The sequence below is a fragment of the Streptomyces sp. NPDC055955 genome (assembly GCF_042270245.1).
Lineage (GTDB): Bacteria > Actinomycetota > Actinomycetes > Streptomycetales > Streptomycetaceae > Streptomyces.
In genome coordinates this window covers 436,288-453,636 of record NZ_JBHJYS010000002.1, presented here as the reverse complement: position 1 = coordinate 453,636, position 17,349 = coordinate 436,288, and the positions used below count along the sequence as shown (strand labels likewise).

Here is a 17,349-nt window from a genome sequence, read left to right as displayed (position 1 = left end):
CGCATCAGTCAGAAGCGCAATACGCGCTCAACGGGGCCAGTGGACCTCCGCCGTCGTGGGCGCGCTGCGGGACCCGTCCGGCGCGACGGCCACGAGCCGCAGCCGGGTGACCGCGGCAGATGTGGGCGCGGGCAGGCTCAGGCAGTACACGTCGTCGTAGATCCGGCCGAGCCAGCTCCCGTCGTCGTCGCGCAGCAGGTCGTAGTGGTGGACCCCGTGCCCGGCGAGGCGCCAGGACAGGAAGACATGGACCGACTCTCCGTCCCTGAGCACTTCGTCGACGGTGAAGTCATCGGGCGGGGCGGGAGGTGTGAACTCGGGCCCGAGCAGGGCCAGTTCGCCGACCCGTATGGCGCAGCGGGTCGGCCGGCGGGACGACACGCGCAGGCCGAGGGCCGCGATGGTCCGTCCTTGGAAGGTGTCGAGTCCGTGCGTCGTCGTGTGCCAGCCGGCCGCCGATCCGGCCGCGAGCCAGACGAAGGCGTCGGGCGCGTCCTGGAACAGCAGCCCCACCTCCAGGTCCGCGCTGTCCGTGCCGTGCGCGGTCACGGCGAGGCGCTCGGGCCCGGTGACGGTCAGCGCCGTCTTGTAGAGGCGCACCGTCGTGGCGCCGGCCGGCCCGAGCGGCCCCGACATGAGCAGCGAGGACCCGCCGTCGTACGCGAGCTCGTGGTCGAAGTCGACCGACAGGCGGGCGTCAGCGCGCTCTGGGCCCGCGCCCCCGGAGCCCGTACCTCCTGCACCCGTGCCCTCCGCACGCGTACTTTCCGCACCGGTTCCCTCCGTGCCCGTACCTTCTGCCCGCGTCCAGAACTGCCAGGTCGGCAGCACGTCCTGGACGGACGCGTTGTGCCAGTCGCGGTCCGCGGCCCGGCGTCCGTCGAGGAAGAAGGCGCGTCCGTGGCCGGTGTTGAAGCGGGTGACGAAGGGGAACGAGCCGATGACCGACCGCTCGGTGATGTGGTGCGCCACGCCGTCCCACGCCCGGTGGTCGTCCCGGTCGCGTGGCGTCCGTCGGTCGTGGGGGAGGAGGCGGCCGCTGCGGGTGGGGTCCTCGTGCGGTCCCGACCAGTAGCGGCGCTCGCGCCGGAACACCTCGTCCTGGGCGTCCGGGTCGTCGTGGCCGGGGGCCAGCTCCTTCACGAAGTGCGAACCGAACAGAGCCCAGCTCGTGCGCGCCGCCTGCGCCGGCGGGAACAGCAGCCGCGGGTCGTACTCGGGGTCGAAGCCGAACTGCTCGTTCTCCGTGCCGTGGAAGACCGTCGCGTAGGGGTCGCGGCCCAGCTTCAGGGCCGTCGCACGCGACGTCTCGACGCCCTCCGGTGTCATCCAGTAGTTCGCGAAGAAGCTGTCGGACACGTCGAGCCAGGGGGCGTTGTCCGCGTTGAGGTGGTTGACGTAGTCCAGGTGCCCGTCCGGCGTGATCGTGTCGTACCACTGGAGGTGGAACCCCTCCGGGGCGCGCTCCCGCAGTGCGCGCAGCAGGTCGCGCAGGCGCGCCGCCTGGCCGGGCGGTGTCTCGGCCTCGTGGTTGATGAAGTAGCCGTCGAAGCCGAAGTACGCGGCCATCTCGATCAGCTTGTCCGCGACGGGGAACGAGCCGTCGGGGCGCTGCTCCAGATAGTCCTCGAAGTCGCCGGAGCGCGGCCAGAACCAGCAGCCCAGACTGCGCACACCGTTGCGGTGGGCCGCGTCCGTGTAGGCGGGGTTGGGCAGGTTGACCAGGCCGTGCGCGGGGTCGTCCGTGGGCGAGCCGTCGACGGGCAGCCCGTGCCAGGAGCCGTAGAAGTCGGAGTACTGCCAGTAGCGCAGGAGGCGGCGCGCGAAGGCGTCGCCGTACTTGCGGGCCGTGAAGAAGGCGTCGTCGTAGTCGTAGGTCAGGTTGATGAGCTGGGGGCCCGTCGCCAGGTCCGGGTGCGCCTGTGTGGCGGGGAACGGGGCGATGCGCGGCGCGAGCGGGACGCGTGAGCGGAAGTGGCGCGCCCAGCGGTCGGTGCCGGGGCTCCAGTTCTTGAGTGCGGCGGCGTCGTAGCCGTGCATGTACGGGCGCACGGGGGAGCGGTCGTCAGTCATGGGGGACTCCGGTGAGGCACTTGGGGTAACTCCGGTGGGGCGGAGGCGAGTTCAGCTGCTGGTTCGGGTTCATGTGTGGAGGCGGCGGTCAGGCAACGTTGTCAACCGTCACGACCTCGGTGATCCCGCGCGCCGCGAGATGCCCCGCGTCGTCCGCGAGGCCCGCCAGGACCGTCGTCGGGCGCGCCCCGTCCGCCGTCAGGCGGGTGAACGCCTCGAAGACGGGTCCGCCCGGCGCGCACACCGAGCGGTGCGGGGCCCGGTCCTCGTCGCCGGCGTCCACGACCAGGGCCGTCGTGCGCGGAGCCGGCGCGTGCGCGCGCCCCCGCCACTCGGCGGCGATCGCGGACACGGACTTGCCGGCCGGTTTCACCGCGCCGTCGTTCGTCAACAAGCCCAGCGAGTACTCGAGTTCGGGGAAGTCGGCGAGGTCACGGCTGACGTCGTGCGAGCACCACCACGTGACGCCCCACAGGTCCGGGCAGTCCAGGGCGGCCTCGACGGTGGCCTCCGTGAACTCGGCCGCGTGCTCGGCCGGGATCAGCGGCTGCGGCGCGCCCACCTCCTGGAGCCACACCGGGCGCCGCGCGTCGAGCGCCCACGCCTTCGACAGCTCGACCAGATACGCGGCATGCCCGGTGGTCGCCGGGGCACTGCGGCCGTGCCGCTGCGCCGTGCCGTTGAACACCCACGAGTGCACCGCCGTCATCGCGCCGAGCCGCGCCGCGTGCGCCGGGGTGAACGGCTGGTCGTCCTGGTACCAGGAGGCGTCGTACTCGGCGTGCAGGTGCGGCAGTCCCGGCGCCCCCTCCTCGCACGCGGCGAGCACCCGCTCCAGCCAACTCCCGGCCTGCTCGGGGGTGATGCGGTCCGGATCCGGATGCGGAGGGCCCGCCGCGAACTGCGCGATCTCGTTGCCGATCGTCATTCCGAGGAAGTTCGGCCGATCGGCGAGCGCGGAGGCGAGCGTCCGGAGATAGTCCTCCTGGGCCGAGACGACGTCCGGATCGGTGAAGATGTTGCGGCGGTGCCAGGTGCGCGTCCAGGCGGGCAGGAAGTCGAAACTCGACAGGTGGCCCTGGAGTCCGTCCACGTTGACGTCGAGGCCGCGCTCGCCGGCCGCGTCCGCGAGCGCCACCAGCTGCTCGACGGCCCGCGGTCTGATCAGGGAGCGATTGGGCTGGAAGACGGGCCACAGCGGGAACACGCGCACATGGTCGAGGCCCAGCGCGGCGATCGCGTCCAGGTCCGCGCGCACGGCGTCGAGGTCGAAGTCGAGCCAGTGGTGGAACCATCCCTGGCTGGGCGTGTAGTTGGCGCCGAAACGCATCGCGGACTCCCGGCTATCGGAATCGAATCCCGGGCAGTCTGCCCTCAACTCCTCGCTCGCATCCACCCTTTGCACAGTTCCAGGAGATTTTTACGGGCCCCCTTGCCGAGGCGCCTTTAGCGCTTTAGTCTCCACCGAACTCAAGCGCTTTAGCCAGCCGTGCGAACCGTCCGGCGAAGCGGATCCAGGAGCCAGCCATGCGGCGTACCCCCGCCAGACGCCCCACCATCAAGGACATCGCGCTGCGTTCGGGCGTGTCCGAGAGCGCCGTCTCCTTCGCGCTCAACGGCAGGCCCGGCGTCTCGGAAGCCACCCGGGACCGGGTCCGCCGCGTCGCCGACCAGCTGGGCTGGCGGCCCAGCGCCGCGGCCCGCGCCCTGTCGGGCGAGGGCGCGGCCACGGTCGGCCTCGTGCTGGCCCGCCCGGCCAGCACGCTCGGCGTCGAGTCGTTCTTCCTCCAGCTCGTCTCCGGCATCCAGGAGGTGCTCGCCAGGCGCCGCCTCGGCCTGCTCTTCCAGGTCGTCGAGGACCTGCCCGCGGAAGTCGACGTCTACCGGCGCTGGTGGGCGGAGCGTCGCGTGGACGGTGTCCTTGTCGTCGACCCGCGGGCCGACGACCCCCGGCCGCCGCTCCTGGACGAACTCGGCCTGCCGGCCGTCGTCATCGGCTCCCTGCCGCCTGGCGACGACGGCACCGGACACCCCGGCATCTCCAACCTGTGGGCCGACGACGCCCGCGCCATGGCGTCCATCGTGAGCCACCTGCACGGCCTCGGGCACCGCAGGATCGTGCACATCGCGGGCCTGCCCGAACTCGCCCACACACGGCGCCGCATCCAGTCGCTGCGCACCGAGGCGGAGCGGCGCGGCCTCACCGACGTCCGGTCGATCACCACGGACTACTCGGACGCCGAGGGCGCCGAAGTCACCCGCCGGGTCCTCGACTCCGAGGCCCCGCCGACGGCGATCGTCTACGACAGCGACGTCCTGGCCGTGGCCGGACTCGCCGTCGCCGCCGGGCGCGGCATCCCCGTACCGGACCGACTCTCCCTCGTGGCCTGGGACGACTCCGTCCTGTGCCGCACCACGCACCCGGCGCTGACCGCGCTCGTCCGCGACACGACGGCGTTCGGCCGCCGGGCCGCGCAGGAGCTGCTCGCCCTGCTCGACGGCGGACCGGCCCTGCGCGTCGAGGACGAACTGCCCCATCTCGAACAGCGCGGCAGCACCGCCGCCGCGTCGCCCTGAACCGGACCCACCGTTTGCGCCGCCCCCCACACGCAACGCGCTCGGACAACGATGTCGACCCCTCGTCCCGGAGGTTTCAGGTCCCCATGAACCCCACTGCCCGCACGAATGTCACCAGCCTCACGCGCCGGCCCCGGACCCACGCGATCAGAACCGGCACCCTCGCCGCCCTCACCCTCGCCCTCGCGGCCACCGGCTGCTCGGCCACGCCTACGGCGTCCGGAGGGGCGGGCGCCTCGTCCCTCACCGCGAACCTGGGCTTCTCGGGTACCACCATCACCCGCAACTTCAACCCGTTCTCCCTGGCGGCGACGCAGGGCACCTTCGGCTTCCAGTACGAGGCGCTCTTCGACTTCAACATCCTCAAGGGCGGCGAGTTCAAGCCGTGGCTCGGCACCAAGTACACGTGGTCCGACGGCGGCAAGAAGATCACCATCGACCTCGACAAGCGCGCCAACTGGTCGGACGGCTCCAAGCTCACCGCCGCCGACGTGGTCTTCACCATGGACTACGTACGGGACAACAAGCTGCCCCCGAGCTGGGCCTTCGACTACAAGAAGGCGACGGCCGCCGACGACCACACGCTCGTCATCACCTTCGACAAGCCCGCCTACTCCAAGCTCGACTCCATCGGCGGGATCACCCCCGTACCGAAGAAGGAGTGGCAGGGCAGGAACGGCAAGACCTACACCAACCCGAACCCGGTCGGCTCGGGCCCGTACAAGCTCAGGCAGTACAGCGCCCAGCAGCTCACCTTCCAGGCCCGCGACAACTACTGGAAGCAGAAGAACATCCCGGTCAAGACGGTCAAGGCGCCCGTCATCACCCAGGCCGCCGAGGTGCCCAAGCTGCTCAGCGGGGAGCTGGAGTGGAGCGGCGGGGTCGTGCCCGACGTGCAGAAGCAGTACATCTCCAAGGACCAGAAGAACCACCACGCCTGGTATCCCACCTATGGCGGGCAGTACATGTTCTTCAACCACACGAAGAAGCCGTTCACCGATGTGCATGTGCGCCGGGCCCTCTCCCTGGCCGTCGACCGCACCCAGCTGCTCGACATCACCAACCCGGGCATGTTCAACACGCTCAACCTGACCGGCCTGGACGCCAAGACGCAGGGCAAGTGGATCGACGCGAAGTACCAGGACGCCGAGCAGCCCCGGGCCGAACTCGCCAAGTCGCTGGCCGAGTTCGAGAAGGCCGGTTACACGAGGAAGAACGGCAAGCTGGTCGACGGCAGCGGCAAGCAGCTCTCCTTCACCATCATCGAGGTCTCCACCTGGGGCGACGCCGTCCAGTTCGACAAGGTCGTGGCCAGCCAGCTGGAGAAGGCCGGAGTGAACGTGTCGGTCAAGCCGACCGACGCCTCGCAGCTCGACGTCAAGCGCAAGAAGGGCGACTTCGACGTCCTGATCGGCGGCGCGGTCTACTACTCCACCCCGTACAACTACTTCAAGGACATGCTCTGGAGCGGTAACGCGGGCGTGTGGACCAACTACGGCCACTACAAGAGCGCGAAGGCCGACGCGCTCATCAAGGAGATGGGCGAGACCGGCGACCCGGCCGAGATCAAGAAGATCTCCGCCGAACTCGAGGGCATGATGGTCGACGACGTGCCCGCCGCACCGCTGATCACGATCGGTGTCTCCAGCGAGTACAACAGCAAGAACTGGACCGGCTGGCCGACCGCAAAGAACCCGTACGCGCAGCCCGCTCCCTGGGCCGGCGGTATCGACGCCATGAGCATCCTGCTCAACCTGCGCCCCGCGAAGGGCTGACGGCGCCATGACCGTTCCCGCCCTCGGCCCGGTGGACGCCACCGCCGTCGCACCCCGGCCCGGCCGCCGCCTCCGGAGCGCCAGGCTCGGCACCGCCCGGTACTTCCTGCGGCGACTGGGCTTCTACGCCGTGGCCGCCGCCCTGGCCATCACCCTCAACTTCCTCATCCCACGCCTGATGCCGGGCGACCCCGCCTCCGCGCTCATCGCGCAGATGCAGCAGAAGCAGACGCTCTCCGGCGACCAGGTGCACGCCATCTACCGGCTGTTCGGGACACCGGGGGAGCCGCTCTGGGACCAGTACGTCACGTATCTGAACCAGGTCCTGCACTTCAACTTCGGCATATCCGTGGCCTATTACCCCACCCCCGTGTGGGAAGTGATCCGCACCGGGCTGCCCTGGACGGTCGGCCTGGTCGGCCTCACCTCCGTCCTGTCCTTCGTCCTCGGCACCGCCGCCGGCGTCGTCTCGGGCTCCCGCGTGGGATCACGCTTCGACTCGTTCATGACGCCCGCGTCCATGTTCATGGGGTCGCTGCCGTTCTTCTGGGTCGCCCTCATCCTCGTCCTCGTCTTCGGGGTGCAGCTCAGCTGGCTGCCGACCAGCGGCGGGTACGACGGCGACATGCTGCCCGGCTTCAACGGGCCGTTCCTGGCCAGCGTCGTGCAGCACGGCATCCTTCCCGCCCTCACGATGGTGATGGCATCGGTCGGGGGCTGGCTCGTCGGCATGCGGAACATGATGGTCACGACCGTCTCCGAGGACTATGTGCTCCTCGCCCGCGCCAAGGGACTGTCCAAGGCGCGCGTCATGTTCCAGTACGCCGCCCGCAACGCCGTGCTGCCGAGCGTCGCCGGATTCGCCCTCACCATCGGGACCGTCGTCAGCGGGCAGCTCCTCGTGGAGATCGTCTTCGCCTACCCGGGCGTCGGATACCTCCTCTACCAGTCGGTCTCCAGCGTCGACTACCCGCTGATGCAGGCCCTGTTCCTGATCGTGTCGCTGTCCGTGCTCGCCGCGAACTTCATCGCGGACTCCGTGTACGGGCTCATCGACCCGCGTGCGAGGGAGACCCGCTCATGAGTGCGTCGGTCCGCGGAAGGCTCAGCCTGCGCCGCGTGAAACTGCCCCCGAACCCCAAGGTCCGCGTCGGGATCGCGATCTTCGTCTTCTTCGCGCTCCTCGCCCTGCTCGGCCCGTTCGTCGTACAGAACGTGATGGGCCTCTCGCCCAGCGAGGTCGACACCTCGCAGGCCATGGAACTCCCCTCCGCGAAGCATCTGTTGGGGACCACGGCCACCGGCGAGGACGTCTTCGCGCAGCTCGTCGTCGGCAGCAGGATCTCGCTGCTCGTCGGGCTCGTGGCGGGCGTCATCACCACCACGCTCTCCGTCCTCGTCGGGGTCGCCGGGGGATATCTCGGCGGGCGCGCCGACTCCTTCCTGACCGCCGCCACCAACGTCTGCCTCGTCATCCCCGGCATGCCGCTGCTGATCATCGTGGCGAGCTATGTGCAGGGGCGCGGCGGCTGGCTCACCGTGGCCCTGGTCATCGGGCTCACCGCCTGGCCGTGGGGCGCCCGGCAGAAGCGGGCGCAGACGCTGTCGCTCCGGCACCGGGACTTCGTGTCCGCGGCCGAGATGACAGGGGAGAGCAGGTGGGGCGTCATCACCCGCGAGCTGATCCCCTCGCTCGCCCCGATCATCTCCGTGAGCTTCCTGGGCGCGGTCGTCGGCTCGATGTTCGCGGATGCCGGCCTCTCCTTCATGGGGCTCGGCAACATCAACATCACGAGCTGGGGCTCGATGCTCTACTGGGCGCAGAACGGAGCCGCCCTGACCCGAGGCGCATGGTGGTGGTTCGTGCCACCGGGAGCGTGCATCGCCCTGATCGGGGTCGCCGCCGGCCTGATCAACTTCGGGATCGACGAAATCTCCAATCCCCGGCTCCGCAAGCCCTCCAAGGCGGTACGCGCCCGGGCCCGCGCCGCCCGGCTGCACGCGGCCACCGAGGGCTCCGCGGCCAAGGCCACGGCCGCAAAGCCCGCACCCGTTCAGGAGGCCGCGTCATGACCGGCAGCGGCACGCCGCACGCATCGCTCCCGAAGCAGGACACCGTACGCCGAACTGAGGAACGCACCCCCCTGCTCACCGTCCGCGGCCTGCACGTCGACTACTTCGACAGGGCGGACCCCGTACACGCCGTGAGCGGCGTCGACCTCGACCTGCTCCGCGGCGAGACCCTCGGCATCGTCGGGGAGAGCGGCTGCGGCAAGTCCACCCTCGTCACCGCCCTCACCCGGCTCCAGCGGCCCCCGGCCGTCACCACCGCCGGCTCGGTCGTCTTCCACGGCCGCGACGGCACCGCGAACACCGACGTCCTGCGCCTGACCGAACGCCAACTGGCCGACCTGCGCTGGGAGAACATCGCCATCGTCTTCCAGAGCGCGATGAACGCCCTCAACCCCGTCCTGCGCCTGGGCAACCAGTTCGCCGACGTCCTCCGCCGCCACACCCGCCTGTCCAAGCGCGAGGCATGGGAACGGGCGGGAGAGCTGCTCGGCATGGTCGGCATCCCCGCCGACCGGCTGCGCTCCTACGCCCACGAACTGTCCGGCGGCATGCGGCAGCGCGCCACCATCGCCCTCGCCCTCGCCTGCGAGCCCGACCTCGTCGTCATGGACGAGCCGACCACCGCCGTCGACGTGGTCATGCAGCGCCAGATCCTGCGGCAGGTCTCCCGCCTGAAGAGGGAGCTGGGATTCTCCGTCATCTTCATCACGCACGACCTGTCCCTGCTCATCGAGATCGCCGACCGGATCGCCGTCATGTACGCGGGCAAGGTCGTCGAGACAGGACCCGCGCGACAGCTCTACACCGACCCGCAGCACCCGTACACCGAAGCACTGCGGGGCGCCTTCCCGCCGCTGCACGGGCCGCGCCGAGAGATCACCGGCATCCCCGGCTCCCCGCCCGGACTGCGCACCCTGCCCACGGGATGCGCCTTCCACCCGCGCTGCGCCCGCCGCTTCGCGCCCTGCGACACGGCGACCCCGCCTCTCCTCGCCCTCGGTGACGGCGAGGCCGCCTGCCATCTGCACCAGACCGTACGCGGCGAGGAGGACCACCATGCCCGCACCCGCTGAACCCGTCCTCGAGGCACGCGACGTGGTCAAGCGGTTCCCGCTGCACGGACCGGGCCGGCACGGCACGGAAGTGCACGCCGTCGAGCCGACCAGCCTCGCCCTGCACGCCGGCCGCATCACCGCGCTCGTCGGCGAGAGCGGCAGCGGCAAGTCCACACTCGCCCGCATGCTCGCCCTCGCCTACCCGCCCACCGAGGGCGAGATCCGCCTCGACGGCGCCCCCGTCAAGCAGGCCCGCACGGCCCGCGGCAAACGCGCCTACTACCGCCAGGTCCAGATGATCTTCCAGGACCCGTTCTCCTCGCTCAGCCCCGTGCACCGCCTGCGCTACATCCTCAGCCGCCCCCTCCAGCTGCACGGCCACGCCTCCGGGCGCGCGGAACTCGAACAGCAGATCCTCGAGCTGCTGAACCGCGTCAACCTCACCCCCGCCGACCAGTTCATCGACAAGTTCCCGCACGAGCTGTCCGGCGGTCAGCGCCAGCGCGTCGCCATCGCCCGCGCCCTGGCCGCCCGCCCCAAGGTCCTCCTCGGCGACGAACCCGTCTCCATGCTCGACGTGTCGATCCGCCTCGACATCCTGAACCTCCTCGGCACGCTCCGCGACGACGAGGGCCTCGCGATCCTCTACATCACCCACGACATCGCGGGCGCCCGCTACTTCGCCGACGAGATCAAGGTCCTCTACGCGGGCCAGCTCGTGGAGTCGGGCCCCGCCGACGCCGTCGTGGAACAGCCCCGGCACCCGTACACCCGACTCCTCCTGGAGTCCGCGCCCGACCCCGAGCGCGACGGAGGGCTGCTGGACGAGCCCGAGGTCGTCGACGACGAGGAGACCCTCGGCGAACCACCGAGCCTCGTCGACCCGCCGGCGGGCTGCCGCTTCCACCCACGCTGCCCGCTCGCGAAACCCGTGTGCGCCACGGCGTTCCCCCCGCGCACCCATTTCGACGACGGACAGTGGGTGCACTGCTGGAGCTACGACGAGGAGTACCACCGATGATGCAGCCCTGGTTCACGGACGGAAAGCTCGGCATCTTCCTCCACTGGGGGATCTACAGCGTCGACGGCGTCGCCGAGTCCTGGTCCTTCTTCAACGGACAGGTCCCCTACGACACCTACATGGCACAGCTCGACGGGTTCGACGCACAGAAGTGGGACCCCGACGCCTGGGCCGACCTGTTCGTCGAGGCGGGCGCCACGTACGCGGTCCTCACCGCCAAGCACCACGACGGGGTCGCCCTCTGGGACACGCAGGCCAACGACCTCTCCGTCGCCAGGCGCACCCCCGCCGCACGCGACCTCATCACCCCCTACGTGGACGCGCTGCGCCGCCGCGGTCTCAAGGTCGGCCTCTACTACTCACACCTCGACTGGTCCCACCCCGACTACGCCACGGTCCGGCCGGACGGTCAGGACCCCGACGACCGCGGCAACCCCTACTCGATGCCCGCCGCCGGCGAGGAGGCCCCGGAGCGCTGGGACGCCTTCCTCGCCTTCCACCGCGCCCAGATCCGCGAACTCCTCGGGCTCTTCCAGCCGGACCTGCTCTGGTTCGACGGCGAGTGGGAGCGCAGCCCCGAACAGTGGCGCATGGCAGAACTCGCCCAGTTCATCAAGGAGTTGAGCCCCCACACCGTCGTCAACGGACGCCTCACCGGACACGGCGACTACGCGACACCGGAACAGGGCGTCCCCGTCGAACCGCCGAAGGGCCCCTGGGAGCTCTGCCTCACCGTCAACGACTCGTGGGGCTACCAGCCGCAGGACGACCACCACAAGTCGCCCCGTCAGCTGGTCCGCGTCTTCGCCGAGACCGTCGGCGGCGGAGGAAACCTCCTGCTCGCCGTGGGCCCGAAGGCCGACGGCACGATCCCGCCCGAGCAGGCCGAACGTCTCGAAGCGCTCGGCGAGTGGATCGCCGAACACCGGCCCGCCGTCCGCGACACCGTGCGCGGCCTGCCCCACGGCCACTTCTACGGGCCCTCCACCCTCTCCGCCGACCGCCGCACCCTGTACCTGTTCCTCTTCGACCGTCCCAACGAGTACGTCGTCCTGCGCGGCGTCCGCAACGCCGTCCGCTCGGCGCGGGTCCTCGGGACGGGCACGGACGTCCGCCACGAGCGCGTCGGCGGGCTCGGCGAGGTCCCCGGCTGGGAGTACCTGTACGTCACCGACGACCAGCTCGACCCCCTGTGCACCGTCGTCGCCCTCGAACTCGACGGCGAACTCGACCTGTACCGCGAACACACCCGCGACTGACACCCGCACTCCACCCCCCTCGACCTACCGACACAGACACCGATCTCGGAGGCAGAGCCCCATGACAGCCCGAAGAGCCGTGCACGCCTGTTCCGTCGCCACCCTGCTCGTCGCCGCGTCCGCCGCGGCCATCCCGCCCGTATCGGCGCACGCGACGGACCGGCCCCTGCCCGTCGTCTCCCCGACCCCGCAGCACATGACCCGCGCCGGAGCGGACATCGCCCTGCCCTCGCGCGCCGAACTCGTCGTGGACGACACCACCGACAAGCCGGCCCGCGACCTCCTCACCACCACCCTGCGCGCCCACGGAGTCCGCCACGTCGACGTCCGTACCAAGGCGTCGGGGCACGCCCCCCTGACCGTGCTCCTCGGCCCGGCCACGCGCCCCGACGTGGCCAAGGCCCTGCGCGGCACCGACGTCCCCACCCAGGACGAGGGCTACGCCGTGCGCGTGGCGGGACGCACCGTGGCGCTCGGCGGCACCGACGCGACCGGCCAGTTCTACGCGGCCCAGACGTTCAGGCAGCTCGTCACCAAGGGGAAGATCGCCGGGGCGTCCGTCACCGACTTCCCGTCCATGCGGCTGCGCGGCTCCATCGAGGGCTTCTACGGACCGCCCTGGACGGAGACGGAACGCCTGGACCAGATGGACTTCCTCGGCGAGGTCAAGTCCAACACCTACGTGTACGCGCCCAAGGACGACCCGTACCACCGCGACAAGTGGCGCGAGCCGTACCCGGCGGACAAGCTCGCCCAGCTCGGCACGCTCGTCGACCGGGCCCGCGCCAACCACGTCCGCTTCACCTTCGCCGTGTCGCCCGGCGGCTCGGTCTGCTACTCGGACCCGGCCGACGTGAAGGCCCTCACCGCGAAGCTCCAGGCGCTCTACGACCTGGGCGTGCGCTCCTTCTCGGTACCGCTCGACGACATCAGCTACACCAAGTGGAACTGCGACGCCGACCAGCAGAAGTTCGGCGCCCCCGGGCGCGGCCCCGCCGCCAAGGCCCAGGTCGGTCTGCTCAACACCGTCCAGCAGGACTTCATCGCCACCCACGACGGCGCCAACCCGCTCCAGATGGTGCCCACCGAGTACGGCGACCTCACCGACACCGCGTACAAGCAGGAGCTCCGCGGGAACCTCGACAAGAACATCGAGGTGATGTGGACCGGCACCGACGTCGTTCCGCCGGAGATCACCAACGACCAGGCGCAGAAGGCGTCCGAGCTGTTCGGGCGCAAGGTGTTCGTCTGGGACAACTACCCGGTCAACGACTTCGGCCGGACCTCGGGACGCCTCCTGCTCGCCCCCTACGACAAGCGAGAGCCCGGCCTGTCCGAGCACCTCAGCGGCCTCGTCTCCAACCCGATGAACCAGGAGGCGGCCAGCAAGCTCGCCGTCTTCACCATGTCCGACTTCTCGTGGAACGACCGCGGCTACGACCGCACCCGCTCCGCCCGGCAGTCAGCGCTGCACCTGGCCGGCGGGGACCCGCGCGTCGCCGACGCCGTACAGACCTTCGTCGACCTCAACCACATGGCACCGACGTTCGGCGCCAAGCCGTGGCAGCCCCAGTCGCCGATCCTCAGCGCACAGCTCGAGAAGTTCTGGAAGGCGTACGAGAACGACCCGACGGCCGCCGTCCGTTCCTTCACGCCGACCGCGGCGAACATCGGACGCATACCGGCCGTCCTCCGCGCCGGTGTGCCCGACCAGCAGTTCCTGCACGACGCCGGGCCCTGGCTGGACTCCACCGAGCTGTGGGGCAAGGCCCTCGCGCACGGTCTCACCGCGCTGAAGGCCATCGACGCCCACGACACGGACAAGGCGGCCGACGAGCGCGCCGCGATGGACAAGGCCGCCGACGCCGCCTCGCACATCACCATCGACCCGGCAGAACACCACCAGCCCGGACCTGTGAAGATCGCCGACCCGTTCCTCGGCGACTTCGTCAGCAAAGTCCAGGACCTGCACGACGCCTCGAAGGGCCTCGAGCCGCTGCGGCAGCTCGCCCTGAACAAGGACACGAAGCAGAGCTCGGACTACGCCTCGGGCGGCGAGTTCCCGTACGGCGCGGCCAAGTCGGCCGACGGCGACCGCTTCAACTTCTCGACCACCAGCGGCAAGGAGGCACAGCCCTGGTGGCAGGTCGACCTCGGCTCCGTCGCCGACCTGGAGCGTGTCGACGTCTACAACCGCAGCGACTGCTGTGCGGACCGCACCCAGGACTACTACGTCCTGGTCTCCGACGAGCCTTTCACCGGCACCCTGTCCGACCAGCTGGCCAAGCCCGGAGTGTGGTCCCACCACGAGAGCGCGCAGGCCGGCGGCCCGACGGCGATCCCGGTCACGGCACACGGCCGCTATGTGCGGGTGTGGCTGGCGAGCGAGAAGCCCGTCGAGCTGAACATGGCGGAGGTCGAGGTGTACGGCAGGGCGCGCAGCTGACCTACCGCGTGAACGCGTGGATCTCGCTCCGCAGGTCCGCCGGCAGCCGCGCGTCGTCCCGCCCCGCGACGGTGGCGAGCAGCGCGGTGACACGGTGGACGTGGCTGCCCGGCAGGGCCCCCATGCCCCGCAGCACCCGGCGGTACGTCAACTCCAGCTCGGCGTCGGTCAGTTCCGCGCCGCCGCTGAGCAGGAGGTGCAGCAGGTCGTGCGCGAGCGAGGTGGCCGGCTCCCCTTCCGTGGCCACGAACGTGGTCACGGAAGGGCCCAGCCAGGTGAACACGGGGTCCATGACGTGCCGCACGAGGGAGTCGTTCGTCCCGCCGGACACCTCCATCTTGTGCCAGATCTCGTCCCAGTAGGGCCGGGACCAGCCGGGCCCGCCGTGCCCGCGGGGGTAGCGGTAGAGCCAGTTCGCGTCGACCGGGTCCGGCGGCGCGGGCGCGCCGTACCGCGGCGCGACGTCGAGCGTGCGGCGGCCGTCGGCGTCCCAGGACCGGCGCAGGGTCATCGAGAGGGCGAAGTCCGTCCACTGCTCCTCGTTGAGCGCCGAACGCCACAACAGGGCGTGCCGGTGCCAGGCGCTGACCGGGTTCGCCGAGCCGGGGAACAGCTCGGCGGCCGTGGTGCCGCCCGTCAGGAGCAGAATGACCAGGACGAGATTGGCGCCGTAGAGCCCGTGCCGCGAGGCGACCCTCAGCGTCGCGGGCCGGTAGGCGGGGTGCTGGTCGCCGGTACGGGTCTCGTGCTGGTCCAGTACGCGGATCAGGACACGGCTGAGCCTGTCCCGTTCGGCCGGTTCCATCCGAGCCGTCATCGCGCCGGCGAAGCGCAGCATCTGGCGCCCGGACAGGGGCGCGTACGAGAGCAGCGCGTAAGCCAGGTCGTCGTCCACGCGCTGGTCGCCGAGGGCGAGGGCGGACCGGTTCTGCACGAGGGCGCTCAGCACGTGCAGTGCGAGCCGCACCGCCAGATATTCGCCGAACGTGGCGTGCAGGAACTCGTATGTCGCCAGGACGTGGCCGTCACGCACCGACTGGGCGCGCTGCACGAAGTAGAACCTGCCGAGCGCGACCTCGGCGGCGCCGAGCGGCGTGCGGAAACCGGAGGCCCCGGGGGACGAGCGCCCCAGGAGCGCGGCCAGGTCCTCGTCGAGCTCGGCCGCCGAGACCCACTGGCGGCGCCGGTTGAGCAGGGCGAACGCGACCAGGGACAGGCGTTGCATCTCCAGCTCGGCGCGCTCGCGCAGGACGTCGTCGGACGCCATGTCCCCGCTCGTCTTGCCGACTTCACGGCGCGCGAAGGAGAACAGGAGCTCCTCGTAGAGGTCGGCCTCGTCCAGCGGTTCCCCGCCGTCCCTCTGCAGGCCGTTGCCCGCCACGTCGTACAGCGCCAGCATCGTCAGGAGCAGTGGCTGCGCCGCGAGCGCCGCGTGCCGTGACACCACCTCGTACGACAGCGGGCGCAGGCCCCTCGCCGTGAACCCGGCGGCGTTGGCGTCGTTCCACACCGCGAGCCAGTGCTGGATCTGCGCGGCGCGGAAGGGTTCGAGGCGCAGCGCCACCATGCCGTCGGGGTAGCGCGCGCGGTCGGCGACGGACGTGCGGCTGGTCACCAGGGCCAGCAGTGGACGGCCCTGTTCCGCCTCGCGCTCCTGGAAGCGGGCCACCCGCACCAGGAAGTCGTTGTGGTGCACCCCGGTCGTCTGCAGGAGTTCGTCGAACCCGTCGAGCAGAAGCACCGGGACCGCGCCGCCGGCCGAACGGACCAGATCGGGCCATGTGACGCGCTCGCCGGTCGCGGCCCGCACCGCCTGCTCGATCTGCTCCTGGAGGTCGTCCTCGGCGCGCACGTCGCGCAGCGGCACCCGCACCGGCAGGAATCCGGCCGCCGGCAGCCGCGCCGCGAGCACCCTGGTCAGGACGGACTTGCCCGCGCCGGGCTGCCCGAGCACGAGCAGCGGAGTCCGCTCCTGCCCCGCCGAGGTCAGCGCCCCGGCGAGGTACCGGGTCAGGTCCTCGCGCACCGGGGCCCGCTCCCACCACGCCTCGTCCGCCGGCCCGTGCTGCCCGGCCACCGGCCGCACCCGGAAGTCCGGGTCCAGATACATCTCCTCCAGGGCCGGTACGCGGATGCCGTCGGGAGCTGACGCCGCGTCCAGGACCGGGCGGGAGAGCGCCGCCTCGTGGGATCGGGCCAGGGCCGCAGCGACATCCACGGGCTGCCGCGTGTGCGACGCCGTACCGGCCAGCAGCGCCTCGATGCCCGCGAGGGCCCGCTGCACACCGGCCCGCGTCGCCCGGTGCTCGGTCAGCGTGGCCCAGAACCCGAACTCGGGTGCCTGCTGGGCGAGTTGGATGTAGAGGCTGTCGTAGTGGGCGCAGGCCGCGCCGGGCAGGGAACCCGTCAGGGCCCGCTCCGCCGCGTCGCGCCCGGCCGGCGTGAGCGTGTCCCACACCGCGAGGCCCGACACGAACCGCAGGAACCGTCCGGACAGAGCCGAGTACCAGCCGAGGAGCTCCCGCGCCGCGTCCTGCGGCGCCAGGTGCGGAGCGGGGAACGGCGCGTCCACCGCGGCGAGGGCCCGCGCGAAACCGGCGTCCGCCTCCCCGGCCCCGACCAGCGACAACTGGTCTCCACGGGTCATGCGCACCGCGTCGAGAGAGAACGGAAGGTCCTGCTCCGCGAGCGCCTCGAACCAGCCGAGGACCACGACGACCGTGTGCGCGGCCCGCAGCACCTCGCCCCGCTCGACCCGCCCGTCCGCCGCCCCGAGCCGCGCCCCGACCCCGCGCACCGCGTCACGGCCGAGCCCCAGGATCCGGCCCCGCGCGTCCGCGATCCGCAGGAGTCCGTCGCTCACACCGCCCGTCGCCACGGCCAGCACCCCGCCGAGCGACCGGTCGAGCGCCGCGAGGCGCGGCGGATCCGCACCGAGCAGCACCAGCGCGTCCGACAACGAAAGCAGCCTGCGCGAACCCACCCGAACCCCCCACGGATCATGTGCGGACGGCGGCCACTCTGCCAGGACACGAGGCCGGGGTCCATCGAGCACAGCGCGTACGCCGGG

Annotated in this window: 11 protein-coding genes; 8 read left to right on the top strand and 3 right to left on the bottom strand. The window is 71.1% G+C overall.

Translation table 11 applies throughout. The features are described 5' to 3' along the window. Positions 1-27: 27 nt before the first annotated feature. Complete coding sequence (locus ACFC96_RS05295) at positions 28-2,073, bottom strand: hypothetical protein (protein WP_376610320.1); 2,046 nt, start codon at positions 2,071-2,073, stop codon at positions 28-30. An 88-nt stretch (positions 2,074-2,161) separates the two neighbouring features. Then, complete coding sequence (locus ACFC96_RS05290) at positions 2,162-3,403, bottom strand: glycosyl hydrolase (protein WP_376610318.1); 1,242 nt, start codon at positions 3,401-3,403, stop codon at positions 2,162-2,164. A 197-nt stretch (positions 3,404-3,600) separates the two neighbouring features. Between ACFC96_RS05290 and ACFC96_RS05285 the strand changes: the two genes are divergently transcribed. From ACFC96_RS05285 to ACFC96_RS05250, 8 genes are all read left to right on the top strand, one after another. Further along, positions 3,601-4,650, top strand: a complete 1,050-nt coding sequence (locus ACFC96_RS05285) for a LacI family DNA-binding transcriptional regulator (protein WP_340457117.1) — start codon at positions 3,601-3,603, stop codon at positions 4,648-4,650. A gap of 86 nt (positions 4,651-4,736) precedes the next feature. Next, on the top strand, positions 4,737-6,425 hold the full coding sequence (locus ACFC96_RS05280) for an ABC transporter substrate-binding protein (RefSeq protein WP_376610316.1): 1,689 nt from the start codon (positions 4,737-4,739) through the stop codon (positions 6,423-6,425). A gap of 7 nt (positions 6,426-6,432) precedes the next feature. After that, the gene (locus ACFC96_RS05275; RefSeq protein WP_340457119.1) at positions 6,433-7,509 is read left to right on the top strand and encodes an ABC transporter permease; all 1,077 of its coding nucleotides are present in this window, start codon (positions 6,433-6,435) and stop codon (positions 7,507-7,509) included. Beyond that, positions 7,506-8,498 (top strand): ABC transporter permease, encoded by a 993-nt coding sequence (locus ACFC96_RS05270; RefSeq protein ID WP_376254791.1) that lies wholly within the window; start codon positions 7,506-7,508, stop codon positions 8,496-8,498. Before ACFC96_RS05275 ends, ACFC96_RS05270 begins: the two co-directional genes overlap by 4 nt. Beyond that, positions 8,495-9,571, top strand: a complete 1,077-nt coding sequence (locus tag ACFC96_RS05265; protein WP_376610314.1) for an ABC transporter ATP-binding protein — start codon at positions 8,495-8,497, stop codon at positions 9,569-9,571. The genes ACFC96_RS05270 and ACFC96_RS05265 overlap by 4 nt, the downstream gene beginning before the upstream one ends. Continuing rightward, positions 9,555-10,574: an ABC transporter ATP-binding protein gene (locus tag ACFC96_RS05260; protein WP_340457122.1), complete on the top strand. Its 1,020-nt coding sequence runs from the start codon at positions 9,555-9,557 to the stop codon at positions 10,572-10,574. The genes ACFC96_RS05265 and ACFC96_RS05260 overlap by 17 nt, the downstream gene beginning before the upstream one ends. Next, complete coding sequence (locus ACFC96_RS05255; protein WP_376610539.1) at positions 10,574-11,833, top strand: alpha-L-fucosidase; 1,260 nt, start codon at positions 10,574-10,576, stop codon at positions 11,831-11,833. The genes ACFC96_RS05260 and ACFC96_RS05255 overlap by 1 nt, the downstream gene beginning before the upstream one ends. 61 nt (positions 11,834-11,894) lie before the next feature. Continuing rightward, positions 11,895-14,279 carry a beta-N-acetylglucosaminidase domain-containing protein gene (locus ACFC96_RS05250; protein WP_376610312.1) on the top strand — a complete coding sequence of 795 codons (2,385 nt, stop codon included), beginning with the start codon at positions 11,895-11,897 and terminating at the stop codon, positions 14,277-14,279. Position 14,280: 1 nt separating this feature from the next. Here ACFC96_RS05250 and ACFC96_RS05245 read toward each other — a convergent pair whose 3' ends face one another. Beyond that, positions 14,281-17,238 (bottom strand): NACHT domain-containing protein, encoded by a 2,958-nt coding sequence (locus tag ACFC96_RS05245; protein ID WP_376610311.1) that lies wholly within the window; start codon positions 17,236-17,238, stop codon positions 14,281-14,283. Positions 17,239-17,349: the final 111 nt, after the last annotated feature.